Origin of the sequence: Halorussus caseinilyticus (assembly GCF_029338395.1) — an archaeon.
In the GTDB taxonomy this organism is placed as follows: domain Archaea; phylum Halobacteriota; class Halobacteria; order Halobacteriales; family Haladaptataceae; genus Halorussus; species Halorussus caseinilyticus.
Window position 1 is genome coordinate 932597 of the sequence record NZ_CP119809.1, and the last position, 13415, is coordinate 946011.

Consider the following 13415-nt stretch of genomic DNA (forward strand, 5'->3'; position numbering starts at 1 on the left):
CGATTTAGAGACCCAGAATCAGCGGTCCGAGCAACACCCCCATCAGGTGGACTCGCCGGGCACCGAACTGGGCCGGGACGAGACCGACGAGCGTGGCGACGGCGAAGACTGCGACCCCGAGTACGCCCGCGAATAGAAAGCTCAACCCGGCCAGCAGGACGAGGACCCCCGTCGAGAGTCGAAACTGGTCTACGGTCCCGACCGTCCGGAGGTAGCGGTCCCCGACCACGAGAACGAGCAGGAAGCCAGCGATACCGGCGATTCCGGCGGTAGCGAGCAAGAGCGGGAGGTTGACGGGAGCGTCCGCTTCTTGGAGCGCGACCATCACGCCGGTCCGGGGCGTGCCGAGGGCGGCGAGCGCGAACAGCGCGAAAATCGTGTTCGCGGTGTTGACGCCGCTGGTCGCCACCACGAACCCGCGGGCGTCGGTCGAACCGGGGACGACCGCCAGCGCCAGCACCGCGGCGACGGCCGACGAGACGCCCGGCAGGTAGCCCACGACCGCACCCGCCACGCTCCCGGCGAGCGCCGTGACCGCGACGGTGCGTCGGGGGGCGGCTATCACCGGGTCGTCCTGTGCGGGGACGCCACCACCCGAGAGGGCTTCGAGCAGGACCGGCGCGCCGAAGAGTCCGGCGAACAGCGGCGTGAGCATCCCGCCCGCGTCGAGCGGTGCGGCCGGTGTCAAATCGAGCGTCGCGTGGCCGAGGGTCGCGCTCCCGGCGAACGCCGCCGCACCGCCGAGAGCGGCCCGGACGCTCCCCTCGGTGAGCAGGAGGAAGGCGACGACGACGCCGAGGACGACCGGCAAGTGGGCGCGCACAACGGGGTAGGCGACGGTCATCCCGCGCGTGACGGGGACGGCCAGCGGGACCGCGAACGCCACGGCCAGTCCGCTCCCGAGCGCGGAGAGTCGGACCGCCTCCCGACCCCGCCCGGCGACGACGAGTCGGTGGCCGGGGAGCGCGGTGGCGGCCATCGCCGCGTCGGGGACCCCGAGCGCCAGCGCGGGCACCGCGTCGAGGAACGAGTGGACCACCCCCGCCGCGAGCATCGCCGCGCCGACGAGTCGTGGCGGACCGGGCACCGCGGGCGCGGCCGACGCCAGCAGGAGCGCGAGGTTGTTGACGTGCAGTCCGGGCGTGAGACCGCTGAGGGTGCCGAGCGCCACGCCGCCGAGGACGAACGCTAGTGCTGTGGCTGAGAATCCGAAGTTCATCCCGAGTCGGACGCCGAGCGCCTCCATCGGGGCACTTTGGTCCCGTGATGGGATTTAAAGGTTCGCGTCGGGGGCGTCTACGAATCGCTGGCGAGGAATAGCAACTGCCACCGCCAAAATCGTCGGAGCAACCGTCCGGAAAGTCCTCGTCCGCTCACTTTACACCGTAGAAATCGGAGAAATCTGAAGCTCCTCGTCAGTTTCTCCGAATCGCGGTGCGGTTGCAGTCGCCGCCGACTCGAACCCTCTCTAAGAAAAATAGAAAAGCACATCTAAAAAATAAGAATATTGCTCAAAACAACACAAAAGCACTTCTCTCCTAACGAGCCACACCGGTCGCTACCCGGTAGCGCGCGAAAGAAAAGTCGAGTTCTGAAGCGTCGAGTTTAACCGAAGAGTTCGCCGAGACCTTCGCCGCTGGCGTCGTCGTCCTCGTCGTCGTCTTCTTCCTCGGCGGCTTCCTCTTCTTCCTCGCCACCTTCGGCTTCCTCTTCGCCACCTTCGTCGGCACCGCCTTCGGCCGCGCCGCCTGCGGCGGCACCGCCAGCGGGCACTGCGGCGGCCTGCTCGACGGCCTCGTCGATGTCGACATCTTCCAGCGCGGCGACGAGCGCCTTGACGCGGGACTCCTCGACATCGACGCCAGCGGCGTCGAGTACGTTGGTGAGGTTCTCTTCGTTGATTTCTTCGCCCGATTCGTTCAGGATGAGTGCAGCGTAAACGTATTCCATGGTTAGTAGTTTGGGGGGAGTTTGTTATCCGAACATCGCGCCGAGCGCGTCGCCGCCGTCGTCGTCGTCGTCTTCCTCCTCGTCGTCTTCGGCGTCGGCTTCTTCCTCGGCGTCGGATTCGGTGTCTTCGTCAGTCGATTCGTCCTCGGAAGAGCCACCCGCCGCCGGAGCCTCTACGTCAGCAAGCTCCTCGGGCAGTGCCTCCTCGTCGTCGATTTGTGCAGCGAGCGCGCGAAGCTGTCCGTCGGCCTTGCTCACGAGGTCCGGCATTACGTCCGGACTCTCGATTTCGGCCTGCAGACCGAGGCTCTTGGCCTCGCCTTCGGCCTTCTGGACGAGCGTCGGCGTGGTCTGGGCGGTCGGATAAACCGCGTTGACCGAGAGGTTGCGGGCGCGGGCAGCGGCGGCCTCCACGTCCGCGCGGTACTCCTCCACGTCGATGGCGAGTTCGTCGGCCTCGAAGAGAACGCCGTCGGAGAAGACACCCTTGAGGTCGAGTCCCACTTCCTTCGGCTCCATGCCGAGTTCCGCGAGGACGTTCGCCACGTCTTCGTCCACTTCTTCGCCCTCTTCGGCGACCACGCTGTCTTCGGTGACGTGGATGGACCCTTCCATGATGCGGGCCGCGGCACCGATGGACTGGAGTTCGCCCACGAACGGACCGGGGTCTACGCCCGTGTCGCCCTCGGTGACTACGATGTCGTTAGGTGCGACTTCGCCCGCACTGATGGGGGCGGGACTCTTCGACGCTTCGAGCTGTTTGTACAGTCCGAAGGGATTGTCGTTCGTCCCGATGAGTCCGACTTCGCCAGCCACGTACTCTTTCAGGTCTTCGACGCCCTCGTCTACTTGGTCGAGCGCGCGCTTGACGAGCGTGTTCCGGCTAATGCGGAGTTCGGCGCTTCCGTGAAGGTTGCGCCGCATCGTCTGAAGCTGACGGGACGGGATGCCCGCGACGTTGACGATGCCGACACTGCTGTAGCCTTCGATGAGGTCGGCGATGTCGTCGACTTCTTCTTGCTTCCACTCCGGGATGGTCTCGGTCTTCCGTTCTGCTTCGGCTGACATGTTAGGCCACCTCCACGGCCGGTCCCATCGTCGTCTTGACGTAGACGTTGTCGATGTTGAGCGGCCCCTTCTCCAAGTTGGAGTGGAGTCGGCGGAGAATCACGTCGATGTTGTCGGCGATTTCCTCCGCGTCCATGTTCTCCGCGCCGACGCGGGTGTGGAAGGTGCGCCGGTCGCCACTTCGAAGCTGGACCGTGTTCTTCATCCGGCTAACGGTCTCGACCACGTCGTCGTCGGGTTGAAGCGGTTCGGGCATCTTCCCGCGCGGGCCGAGGATGGTACCGAGATACCGACCGATGTCTTGCATCATGGACGCTTCCGCGATGAAGAAGTCGGTGTCGTCGGCGAGGTCCTTGGCCTCGTCGTCGTCGTCGCCGAGGTCTTCGAGGTCGTCGCCATCGAAAACTTCGTCGGCAACGTCTTCGGCGCGCAGGGCGGTTTCGCCCTCCGCGAACACGACGATTTTCGTCTCCTGTCCGGTTCCGGCAGGAAGGACGATACTTTCGTCTACGCGGTTCGACGGTTCGTTCAAATCGAGGTCGCGCAAGTTGATTGCGAGGTCCACCGTTTCGCGGAAGTTCCGCTCGGGTGCATCCTCGAGTGCGCGAGAGACTGCTTGCTCTATCTCCTGATCTGCCATTGTTCACCTCCGTAGTACGCAGGACGCTCCTACGGGTCAGTGAAACAGGTTACTGTCCGTCGTCGCCGTCGTCGCAGGCCACCAACACGGCGGTCCGCGACAGAACGACAGTTGACAGTAGACGCCTGTCTCGTTCCGGAAAGATGGTCATGTGGAACTTAAACCCGTCGAAGCAGTAGCGAGCGCGGGAATGTGGGCCACGGAGGGCGGCCGTAACCCGTTAGGTCGCCAGTCCCGAATCGTCGCCGTGGCCGAATCAGTCGTCGCTCGGGCCGTCGAGGCTTCGCTCGCGCTCGCGGGGTTCGCGGCCTTCTACGGTCTCGAACGACTCGCCCGCGAGTCCCGGAGTCCCGAGACGGTCGGCGGCGCGCGAACCGAGACCACCGCGGGCTACGCGGCGGTCCTGCTGTTGGTGTAGTCGCGCGGTACTGCGTGGCGAGTTTTACGTGCGCGCTAGACCACCTATTTATGTACGGAGACGCCGCAGTTTCCGTTGACGGAAGCACTTATGTTCGACTGTCCACTGAAACTCACATGGACGCCGCGGACGCTCTCGCCGACACTATCGCCGTTTTCGACGGCTCTGACGCTCCTGCTACCCCGTACACGACCAACGAAGTCGCCGACGCTCTCGACTGTTCGCGCCGGACCGCGTACAACCGCCTCGAACGACTCGTAGAGCGCGACGACCTCGAAACCAAGAAGGTCGGCGCGCGCGGCCGGGTGTGGTGGCGACCGCCTGCCGACTCCGACGCCGCGTCCGACCTCCGCGAGAGCAAGCGGCGCTTCCGGTCGCTCGTGGAGGCCGTAGACGAGTACGCCATCTTCCGACTCGACCCGAAGGGTCGAGTCGTGAGTTGGAACGAGGGGGCCGAGCGCATCAAGGGGTACGACCGCGAGGAAATCCTCGGGGAACACGTCTCGACGTTCTACACCGACGAGGACGCCGCTGCGGGCGTTCCCGACCGGAACCTCGCCGACGCCGCCGACCGCGGCACCATCGAGCAAGAGGGGTGGCGCGTCGGGGCCGACGGGTCGCGGTTCTGGGCGCGGGTCACGCTCTCGGCAATCCGCGACGACGGTGAACTCGTCGGTTACGCCAAAGTCGTCCGCGACATGACCGAGGACCGCTACGCCGAGACCGAGCGCCGACTGCTCTACTCGACCACGCACGCTATCGCCGCGGCCGACACGTTCGAGGATGGTCTGTGCGCCACCCTGCGGGAGGTGTGTGCGGCGACCGACTGGGAGTTCGGCGAGACGTGGATTCCCGACGACGGCGGCGTCCTCGAACGCGCCTCGGCCGACTACGCCGAAGACGGGACCCTCGAACCGTTCGGAACGGTCTCGGAGTCGTTCACCTTCGAACGCGGCGAGGGTCTCCCCGGTCGAGTGTGGGAGTCGGGCGACTCGGAGTGGATTCGAGACGCCGCGACCGCCGGGGAGGAGACGTTCGTCCGGACCGACGAGGCCGACCGACACGACATCGGGTCGGCGCTCGCCGTCCCAATCACGACCGAAGGCGGCGTCGTGGCGGTTCTGGTCCTCGCCATGACCGACTCGCGGCCGCCCGACGAGCGGATGGTCGAACTCCTCACGTCGGTCGGCGTCGAACTCGGCGAACTGGTCGAACACCAGCGAGCGACCGCCGCACTCGCCCGCGAGAAGGAACTCACCGAGCGGATTCTGGCGGCGAGTCAGACCGGCATCGCGGTGTTCGACGCGGACGGGAGCGTCGTCAGGTCGAACCGCCGGATGTCCGACATCGTGGGCGTCTCGCACGCCGAGATGGAGCGGTACACCGCGGGCGAACGGGAGATGACGAACGAGAGCGGCGAGACGGTCCGCTTGGAGAAGAAACCGGTCCGAGAGGTTCTCGAAACCGGCGAGTCCGTCACCGAGCGCGAAGTCCGAATCGAACTCCCGAACGCCGAGAACCGGTGGGTGTCTGTCACTGCGGTCCCCCTCGAAGACGAGGACGGCGAGTTAGAGCGAGTCGTCGCCACGGCCAACGACGTGACCCGACTCAAGCGACAGACCCAACGCCTCGAACGCCAGCGCGAGGACCTGCGCCGCGAACTCGACGACGTGTTCGAGCGAATCGACGACGCCTTCTTCGCGCTCGACGAGAACCTGCAGTTCACCTACGTCAACGAGCGCGCGGAGTCGCTACTCGATGTCGAGACCGCCGACGTACTCGGCGGTCACGTCTGGAACGAACTCGAACCCAGTTCGGCGGCGCAGGCGGCCTTCGAGGAGGCGCTGGCGACCCAAGAATCGACCGTCTTCGAGGGGTACTACGAACCGCTCGAAACGTGGTTCGAGACCCACGTCTACCCATCCGAGTCCGGTCTCTCGGTCTACTTCCAAGACGTGACCGAGCGCAAGGAGCGCGAACGCGAGTTAGAGCAGTACGAGCGCATCGTGGAGACGGTAGACGACGGCGTCTACGTACTCGACAACGACTCGCGGTTCGTGACGGCCAACTCCGCCTACGAGGAGTTGACGGGGTACTCCGCGGACGAACTCCGGGGACGGAGCGCCTCGATACTCGCCACGGACGACGCGACGCTCCACCGGGCCGAGCGAATCCACGAGGGTCTCGTGACCGGCGACGAGGAAACCGGAAGAATCGAGACCGAAATCGAACGAAAGGACGGCCAGCGGATTCCCGTCGAGACCCACTTCGCCCCGTACGACCTCGGAGACGACGTGGGCCGGGTCGGGGTGTTGCGCGACGTGACCGAGCGACGACACCGCGAGCGAGAACTCGAAGAGTACGAGCGCATCATCGAGACGGTGGACGACGGCGTTTACGTGGTGAACGACGACGGCGAGTTCGTGCTGGTCAACGACGCCTACGCGGAGATGCTGGGCTACGACCGCGAGGAACTGCTCGGATGCCACGTCTCGCTGGTGGCCGACGAGGAGACCCTCGAACTTGCGAGCGAGATAGACCGAGAAATCGAAACCAGCGACGACCGAGTGACCGCCGAGGCCGACCTGCTCACCAAAGACGGCCGACGCCTTCCCACCGAAGCGACGTTCTCGAACCTCCCCTCGGACGACGGAGTACACCGCGTCGGCGTGGTCCGGGACGTGACCGACCGAAGGAAGTTCGAGGAGACGCTGAAGGCGCTACACGACTCGGCGCGCCAACTGCTCGGCGCGGGGTCGGCGGCCGAAGTCGGCGACATCGTGGTTGGGACTGCCACAGACGTTCTCGACCTGCCGGGCGTCGTCGTCTACCGACACGACGCCGACGATGGACTGCTCGTCCCGGCCGAGCGGTCGGTCGTCGCCGACTTCATGCGCCGGGAGTTCCCGGAAGTCCCGGCCGACGCCACCAGTATCACCGGGAGCATCTTCGCGGACGGCGACCCCGCCCACTACGACGACATCTGCGAAGTGGCGAACCTGAGCGTGGACCCCGAACACACCGAGATGCGCGCGGGGTCGTTCGCGCCGATGGGCGACCACGGCATCCTCGTCGTCGGGTCCCGTGAGGCGGGCGAGTTCGACCACCGGACCCGCCAGTTGGTGGAACTGCTGGCCGCGAACGCGGAGGCGGCCTACGACAGGGTTGCCCGCGAAGAGCAACTCGCGGGCCACCGCGAGCAGTTGACCGCGCTCAACAACCTGAACGCCGTCGTCCGGGACATCAACGAGGCGCTGGTCCAGCAGTCCACCCGCGGGGAAGTCGAGCAGGTCGTCTGTGACCGACTGTCAGAGTCGGACTCCTACGAGTTCGCGTGGTTCGGCGAGGTCGACCCGCGGTCCGAGCGAGTCGAACTGACGACGGAGGCGGGCGTCGAGGGCTACCTCGACGCCATCGAGATTCCGGTGGCACCCGACGACGACCGGTCGAAAGAACCCACCGGACGGGCGGTGCTGACCGAGGAGGTGCAAATCTCCCAGAACGTCACCGAGGAGTGGGAACTCGAAGACTGGCGCGACCACGCACGCACTCACGGCTTCCGGTCGGCGGCGGCGATTCCGGTCGTCCACGAGGACACCCTCTACGGGGTGTTGAACGTCTACACCGAGCGACCGAACGGGTTCGAGGGCGAGGAGCGCCGCGTCGTCGGACATCTCGGCGAAATCGTCGGCCACGCGATAGCCAGCATCGAGCGCAAGCGGGCGCTGATGAGCGACGAGGTGGTCGAACTGGAGTTCTACATCCGAGACGTGTTCGAGGCGGTCGGCGTCCCCGAAAACGGCGGGACTATCTCGTTCCACCGGACCGTGCCGGTCGGCGATGGGAGGTTCGTGGAGTACGGTACCGCGACGGGCAACGGGATAGCGATGCTGGAGACGCTGACCGAGCGACTTCCCTACTGGGAGGACGTGACGGTGATACGCGAGGAGTTCGGCACCGCGACGTTCGAGGCGCGACTCTCGGAACCGCCGGTGGTCTCGCTGGTCGCGTCCAACGGCGGGTACATCGACGCCGCGACCATCGAAGACGGCGACTACAACATGACCCTGCACTTCCCGCCGACGGTCGAAATCAGGAACGTGGTCGAACGCATCCGAGAGACCTACCCGACGGTGGAGGCCGTGACCCGGAGGCAGGTCTCCCGGTCGGGCGACTCGCTCCGGCGACTCGACGAGGTGCTGGCCGACGAGATGACCGACCGCCAGCGCACCGCGCTGGAAGCGGCCTACTTCGCGGGGTTCTTCGAGTGGCCGCGAGCGAGCAGCGCCCAAGAAGTCGCCGACTCGCTGGACGTGGCCGACGCGACGTTCCACCAGCACGTCCGATTGGCCGAACAGAAGCTACTGAGGGCGTTGTTCGAGGAATCGACCGCCGGTATCAGATGAGCTAACCTTTTTTATTAGGCAACGTGGTTAATCCCGTGCCGACTGAACGAACGGCCATAGCATGTCCCGCTCCCGTAGCTATCGAAGTCGCTTCGACGCGAACGTCTCGCTCGGTCGGTCGCTAGACGCCGTACTCGACGCGCTGGCGAGTCGGCGTCGGCGCGAGGCGCTTTCGGTCCTCCGAACCCGCGAGGGGTCGGTCTCCGAGTCCGACCTCGTGTCCCACGTCGTCGCCCGACGCGCGGACAAACCGCTCCTCGACGTGACCCGCGAGGAACACCGGCAGACGTGGACCCGGTTTCACCACGTCCACCTGCCGAAACTGGCCGACGCCGGACTGATTCGCCGGAGCGACGGCCGGGTCTCGGCGGCGAGCAGTCCGGTCCTCGACCGACCCGAGTTCGACGCGCTCGTCCGACGAGACGACGGCGAGACCGACGACGAATCGGACGACCGGGACGCGATACTTTCGGCGCTAGCAGACGGTCGGCGTCGGACGGTGCTGTCGGTCCTGCGGGAGACCGGACGGCTCGAACTCCCCACGCTCGCGCGCCGGGTCGCGGCGCGGGAGGACGACGCGCCCGGCGGCCCGTCCGACGAGCGAGTCGAGTCGGTTCTGGCCGGACTCCGCCACGCTCACGCCCCGAAACTGGCCGCGGCCGGGTTAGTGGAGTACGACGACGCCCGCGGGACAATCAGCTACGAGGGCCATCCGGCGTTCGACCCGCGATGGCTTCTGAGAGCGCGAGACGAGTAGCCTCGGCGGAGCGAGTCGCGCCGCGAGACGAGTCGGCGCGCCGACTCGTCTCGCGGTCTCAGTCCAGCACGTCCGCGAGGGCGTCCATCGTCCGCTCGACGCGTTCGGCGTCGGCGTTGTACCCCATGTGACCGACGCGAAGCACGTCGTCTTCGAGTTCGCCGAGACCGGTCGCCACGACGACGCCGTGGTCGGTTTCGAGTCGGCGCTGAAGGTCGCTCGCCCGACCTTCGGTCCGGAACGCGGTCACGGTCGGCGAACAGAGCGCCGTCGAGTCCGCGAACGGGTCGAGTCCGAGGTCACGGCCGCGTTCGCGGCACTGCTCGGCGACCGACTCGTGGCGGTCGTAGGCGCTCGCAAGGCCCTCCTCCAGCAGTCGGTCGAGCGAGGCGTCGAGCGCGTAGAGGTTCGAGACGGCGTGAGTGTACGGTAAGTGTGGCGGTTCGTCGTCGGGGAGGTCAACGTCGCGCCACGGGGCGAGACTGGTGTAGAAGGTGTCCTGTTCGGTCGCCTCGACTTTCTCCCACGCCCGGTCGCTGACCGAGAGGGTGGTCAGTCCCGGCGGGGAACTCAGGCACTTCTGGGACGCGCCCAGACACACGTCGATGTCGTCGGTCGGCACCGCGGTCCCGCCTAGCGACGACACGGCATCGACTATCGTCAGGACGCCCGCGTCCCGTAGCAGGGCCAGAATCTCGCCGAGGTCGTTGAGGACGCCGGTCGGCGTCTCGCAGTGGACCATCGTGGCGGCGGCGAAGTCGTGGTCGGCCACCACCGACTTCACCGCCTCGGGGTCGAATCCCGACTCGGGCGGCGCGTCGTGGACCACCGCCTCGCCGCCGTGCATCTCCACGAAGTCCGCGAACCCCTCCCCGAAGATGCCGTTCGCCAGACACAGCACCTCCTCGCCGGGTTCGACCAGCGAGGCGACACTCGCTTCGAGACCGAGCATCCCCTCGCCGCTCAGGACGAGTACGTCGTCGTCGGTGTCGTAGACCCGCGCGGTCTTCTCCAGCACGTCGCGGTAGAACGGCGAGAACTCGGCCTGTACGTCGGGGTTGACCGGTGCGCGACTCATCGCCTCCCGTACTTCGGGCGGGACGGCGGTCGGGCCGGGCGTCATCAGCAGTTCGTCGCGGTCTTCGACCATGGGCGGAGTTGGTGGGCGAGCGTCTAAAGGACCCCTGTTCGGTCGCGTTCGGAGCAGGTGGGGACGACACGCCGTCGGCAACTGACCAACTAAGAAATACGAATAATTGTTTACCAATTCTATATACGTCCCTTCCAATTAAAGAGTTAGCTCTAACGGCCGACACGCGGGCGTATCTGACAAATCGCTCGCACACCGCGACGGCGAACCCGCCACCGCGAAACCCCCGCCCGTCGTCCCGGAACGACCCGCCTCCGCCGACCCCACTGAAAATTTAGATAATTCGTCGGCAATTAGATTTATACACGGACTATCGGAAAGACCAACACATAAATGAAAGATGAAAATAGCACGGGGGAGACAACCGAAGATACGTCGTCTGGGTCCGGGGACCGTTCGGCGTGGAGTCGGTTCGTCGCCGCGGCGACGCCAGCGGCGATTCGGCGGCGGTACGCGGCGAAGTTCACGCTCTCGATTACGCTCGTCGTCCTCGTGGTCGGCGCGGCTGGCGCGACGACCTACGTGGACGCCAGAGACATGGCGCGCGACGAGGCCGCGGCGGAAGTCGAATCGACGGTGACGCTACAGGCCGACTCGCTGAGTCGCTGGATAGCGGGGGTGCGGACCCAGACCCGGACGCTCTCGGCGCGCGAGTCGCTGGCGGCGGGCGACCGGACCGAGAAGCGTCGGCGACTCGCGGCGGCGATGAACCGGTCTTCGAACGGGGTGCGGGCGATGTATCTGGTGGACGCCGACCGCGGCGTCGTGACCGCCAGCACGATGCGGACCGTCGAAGGGTGGTCGCTAGACCGAGTGGAGATGCCGTGGTCGAACGCGTCTGTCGCCGCCTCGTTCGGGGGCGACGACGACGTGTGGACTTCGAGGGCGTACGTCTCGAAGACCACGACGTACACCGACGAGGACTCGCCGTGGTACACCGACGACCACAAGTACATGGCCGTCGCCAGCCCCGTCGCCGGTGCCGACGACACGTATCTAGTCGTCGCGGGCGGCATCGACGACCGAGTGAAGCGACTCCACCAACCCGCGACCAACCAGACGACGTGGATTGTCGATACCGACGGCGAGACGGTCTTGGCGTCCGACGCGACCAACGTCTCGTCGGCGGGTCTGGTGGCCGTCGGCGGTCCCGACCTCTCGTCGGCGGACGGCCGGGGCGCGTCGGCGGACGACGACTCGCCGACCGACGGCGTGGACTCGATTGCCACCCTGCGAGAGCGTGGCGACTACGTGCTGGCCTACGCGCCCATCGAGGGAACCGACTGGGTGGCGGCGACCGCTATCCAGAAACGGGAGGCCTACGCGCTGAGCGGGGCCGTCGGACGGAACATCGGTCTGCTCGTGGGCGCGACGCTGGTTTCGTTGCTCGGCGTCGGTCTCGTCCTCGGCCGTCGAACCGTCCGACCGCTGGCGGACCTGCGCGAGCGGAGTCGGCGCATGGAGCAGGGCGAACTCGACGTGGCGCTCGCGACCCGCCGCGAGGACGAGTTCGGCCGCCTCTACGCCGCGTTCGCCAGCATGCGCGACGAGTTGCGCGACCAGATTCGGACGACCGAGCGTCTCAACCGCCACCTCGAACGGAAGGCCGACGACTACCGCGAAGTGATGGAGGCGTGCGCCGACGGCGACCTGACCCGGCGGATGGACGCCGAGAGCGACAACGAGGCGATGGTCGCCATCGCCGAGGCGTTCAACGGGATGCTGGCCGACATCGAGGCGACGATGGCCGACCTCGCGGCGTTCGCCGACGGGGTTGCCGACGCCAGCGAAGTCGTGACCGCCTCCTCCGAAGAGGTGTACTCGGCCAGCGAGCAAGTCACCGAGTCGATTCAGGAGATTTCGGCCGGGGCAGACAGCCAGAACGAGCAGTTACGGACCGTCGCGGACGAACTCAGCGGCCTGTCGGCGACGACCGAGGAGATAGCGGCCTCCTCGAATCAGGTCGCCGAACTCGCGGCCGAGACGGCCGAGACCGGACGCGAAGGCCGCGAGGCCGCCCAAGACGCGATTCGCGGACTCGCCGAAATCGAGGCGGAGTCGGACGAAGCGGTCGCCGAAATCCAGCGCCTCGAAGACGAGGTGACTGAGGTGGACGAACTCGCCGAGTTCATCCGGGAGATAGCCACCCAGACCAACATGCTCGCGCTCAACGCCAGCATCGAGGTGTCGCGGTCGAGTACCGACGGCGGCAACCCCGAGGGGTTCGCGGCGGTGGCGAACAAAATCAAGGACCTCGCGGAGGAGACCAAAATCGCGGCCGAGGACATCGAACGACGACTCGACCGCATCGAGACCCAGACCGAGCGCACCGGCGAAGAAGTCCAGTCCGCGAGCGCCCGGATTTCCGACCACACCGACTCCATCGCCCGCGCCGTGGACGCGCTGGAAGAAATCGCCGACTACGCCCAAGAGACCAACACCGGCGTCCAGAGCATCAGCGAGGCGACCGAACAGCAGGCCGACGCCACCGAGGAAGTCGTCGCCATGTTCGACGAGGTGGCCCGAATCAGCGACGAGACGACCGGGGAGGCGTCGAACGTCGCCGCGGCCGCCGAGGAACAGACTTCCGCGCTCACCGAAGTCTCGCGGTCGGCCAGCGACCTGACCGTGCAGGCCGAACGCCTCTCGGCCGCCCTCGACCGCTTCGAGACCGACGCCGACGGCGACCGGTCGCCGTCGGCGGACGCTGACCTGCCGAGCGACTTCGCGGACGGCCGGTTCGCGCTTCCGGCGGACGCCGACGACCCCGAAGCGATTTTCGGCCGGGCAGACGACGCCGACGCGGAAACCGACGGCGCGAGCGACGACGGGACGGACGAGCGACCCGCCGAGTCGCCGGACTCGGCGTAGTGGAGAAATCTCTCGTCGTCTCGATGTTTCGGAAAACGAGTGGGCGCTACAGGATTTGAACCCGTGGCAGCTTGGTCCGAAGCCAAGTACTCTGTCCAGACTGAGCTAAGCGCCCTCGCTCACTTCTACTGGCCGGGTAGTTTTAAACATCATGG

Annotated in this window: 9 protein-coding genes and 1 tRNA gene; 4 read left to right on the forward strand and 6 right to left on the reverse strand. The window is 66.5% G+C overall.

Annotated elements, in window-relative coordinates:
* Nucleotides 1–4 precede the first annotated feature (4 nt).
* From P2T60_RS04835 to P2T60_RS04850, 4 genes are all read right to left on the reverse strand, one after another.
* Complete coding sequence (locus tag P2T60_RS04835) at nucleotides 5–1246, reverse strand: tripartite tricarboxylate transporter permease (protein WP_276281426.1); 1242 nt, start codon at nucleotides 1244–1246, stop codon at nucleotides 5–7.
* A 359-nt stretch (nucleotides 1247–1605) separates the two neighbouring features.
* Nucleotides 1606–1950, reverse strand: a complete 345-nt coding sequence (gene rpl12p, locus P2T60_RS04840) for a 50S ribosomal protein P1 (RefSeq protein ID WP_276281427.1) — start codon at nucleotides 1948–1950, stop codon at nucleotides 1606–1608.
* Between the two features lie 24 nt (nucleotides 1951–1974).
* Entirely contained in the window at nucleotides 1975–3018 is a 1044-nt protein-coding gene (locus P2T60_RS04845; protein WP_276281428.1) for a 50S ribosomal protein L10, read from the reverse strand.
* 1 nt (nucleotide 3019) lies between these two features.
* On the reverse strand, nucleotides 3020–3658 hold the full coding sequence (locus tag P2T60_RS04850) for a 50S ribosomal protein L1 (protein ID WP_276281429.1): 639 nt from the start codon (nucleotides 3656–3658) through the stop codon (nucleotides 3020–3022).
* 190 nt (nucleotides 3659–3848) lie between these two features.
* On the opposite strand from P2T60_RS04850, the gene P2T60_RS04855 reads away from it, so the two are divergent.
* The 3 genes from P2T60_RS04855 (at nucleotide 3849) to P2T60_RS04865 (ending at nucleotide 9239) form a co-directional block, all read left to right on the forward strand.
* Nucleotides 3849–4076 (forward strand): hypothetical protein, encoded by a 228-nt coding sequence (locus P2T60_RS04855; protein WP_276281430.1) that lies wholly within the window; start codon nucleotides 3849–3851, stop codon nucleotides 4074–4076.
* A 116-nt stretch (nucleotides 4077–4192) separates the two neighbouring features.
* Nucleotides 4193–8482 (forward strand): PAS domain S-box protein, encoded by a 4290-nt coding sequence (locus P2T60_RS04860; protein ID WP_276281431.1) that lies wholly within the window; start codon nucleotides 4193–4195, stop codon nucleotides 8480–8482.
* Nucleotides 8483–8543: 61 nt separating this feature from the next.
* Nucleotides 8544–9239 carry a DUF7344 domain-containing protein gene (locus tag P2T60_RS04865; RefSeq protein ID WP_276281432.1) on the forward strand — a complete coding sequence of 232 codons (696 nt, stop codon included), beginning with the start codon at nucleotides 8544–8546 and terminating at the stop codon, nucleotides 9237–9239.
* 58 nt (nucleotides 9240–9297) lie between these two features.
* On the opposite strand, the gene P2T60_RS04870 is transcribed toward P2T60_RS04865, so the two are convergent.
* Entirely contained in the window at nucleotides 9298–10389 is a 1092-nt protein-coding gene (locus P2T60_RS04870) for a pyridoxal-phosphate-dependent aminotransferase family protein (protein WP_276281433.1), read from the reverse strand.
* A 333-nt stretch (nucleotides 10390–10722) separates the two neighbouring features.
* Between P2T60_RS04870 and P2T60_RS04875 the strand changes: the two genes are divergently transcribed.
* On the forward strand, nucleotides 10723–13260 hold the full coding sequence (locus tag P2T60_RS04875) for a methyl-accepting chemotaxis protein (protein ID WP_276281434.1): 2538 nt from the start codon (nucleotides 10723–10725) through the stop codon (nucleotides 13258–13260).
* Between the two features lie 40 nt (nucleotides 13261–13300).
* On the opposite strand, the gene P2T60_RS04880 is transcribed toward P2T60_RS04875, so the two are convergent.
* Nucleotides 13301–13375, reverse strand: a tRNA-Arg gene (locus tag P2T60_RS04880).
* Between the last annotated feature and the right edge of the window lie 40 nt (nucleotides 13376–13415).

Coding starts and splice junctions, on each gene's coding strand:
- P2T60_RS04860 (WP_276281431.1), top strand. CDS start 4,193: ATGGACGCCGCGGACGCTCTCGCCGACACTATCGCCGTTTTCGACGGC.
- P2T60_RS04845 (WP_276281428.1), bottom strand. CDS start 3,018: ATGTCAGCCGAAGCAGAACGGAAGACCGAGACCATCCCGGAGTGGAAG.
- rpl12p (WP_276281427.1), bottom strand. CDS start 1,950: ATGGAATACGTTTACGCTGCACTCATCCTGAACGAATCGGGCGAAGAA.
- P2T60_RS04865 (WP_276281432.1), top strand. CDS start 8,544: ATGTCCCGCTCCCGTAGCTATCGAAGTCGCTTCGACGCGAACGTCTCG.
- P2T60_RS04855 (WP_276281430.1), top strand. CDS start 3,849: ATGTGGGCCACGGAGGGCGGCCGTAACCCGTTAGGTCGCCAGTCCCGA.
- P2T60_RS04835 (WP_276281426.1), bottom strand. CDS start 1,246: ATGGAGGCGCTCGGCGTCCGACTCGGGATGAACTTCGGATTCTCAGCC.
- P2T60_RS04870 (WP_276281433.1), bottom strand. CDS start 10,389: ATGGTCGAAGACCGCGACGAACTGCTGATGACGCCCGGCCCGACCGCC.
- P2T60_RS04875 (WP_276281434.1), top strand. CDS start 10,723: ATGAAAGATGAAAATAGCACGGGGGAGACAACCGAAGATACGTCGTCT.
- P2T60_RS04850 (WP_276281429.1), bottom strand. CDS start 3,658: ATGGCAGATCAGGAGATAGAGCAAGCAGTCTCTCGCGCACTCGAGGAT.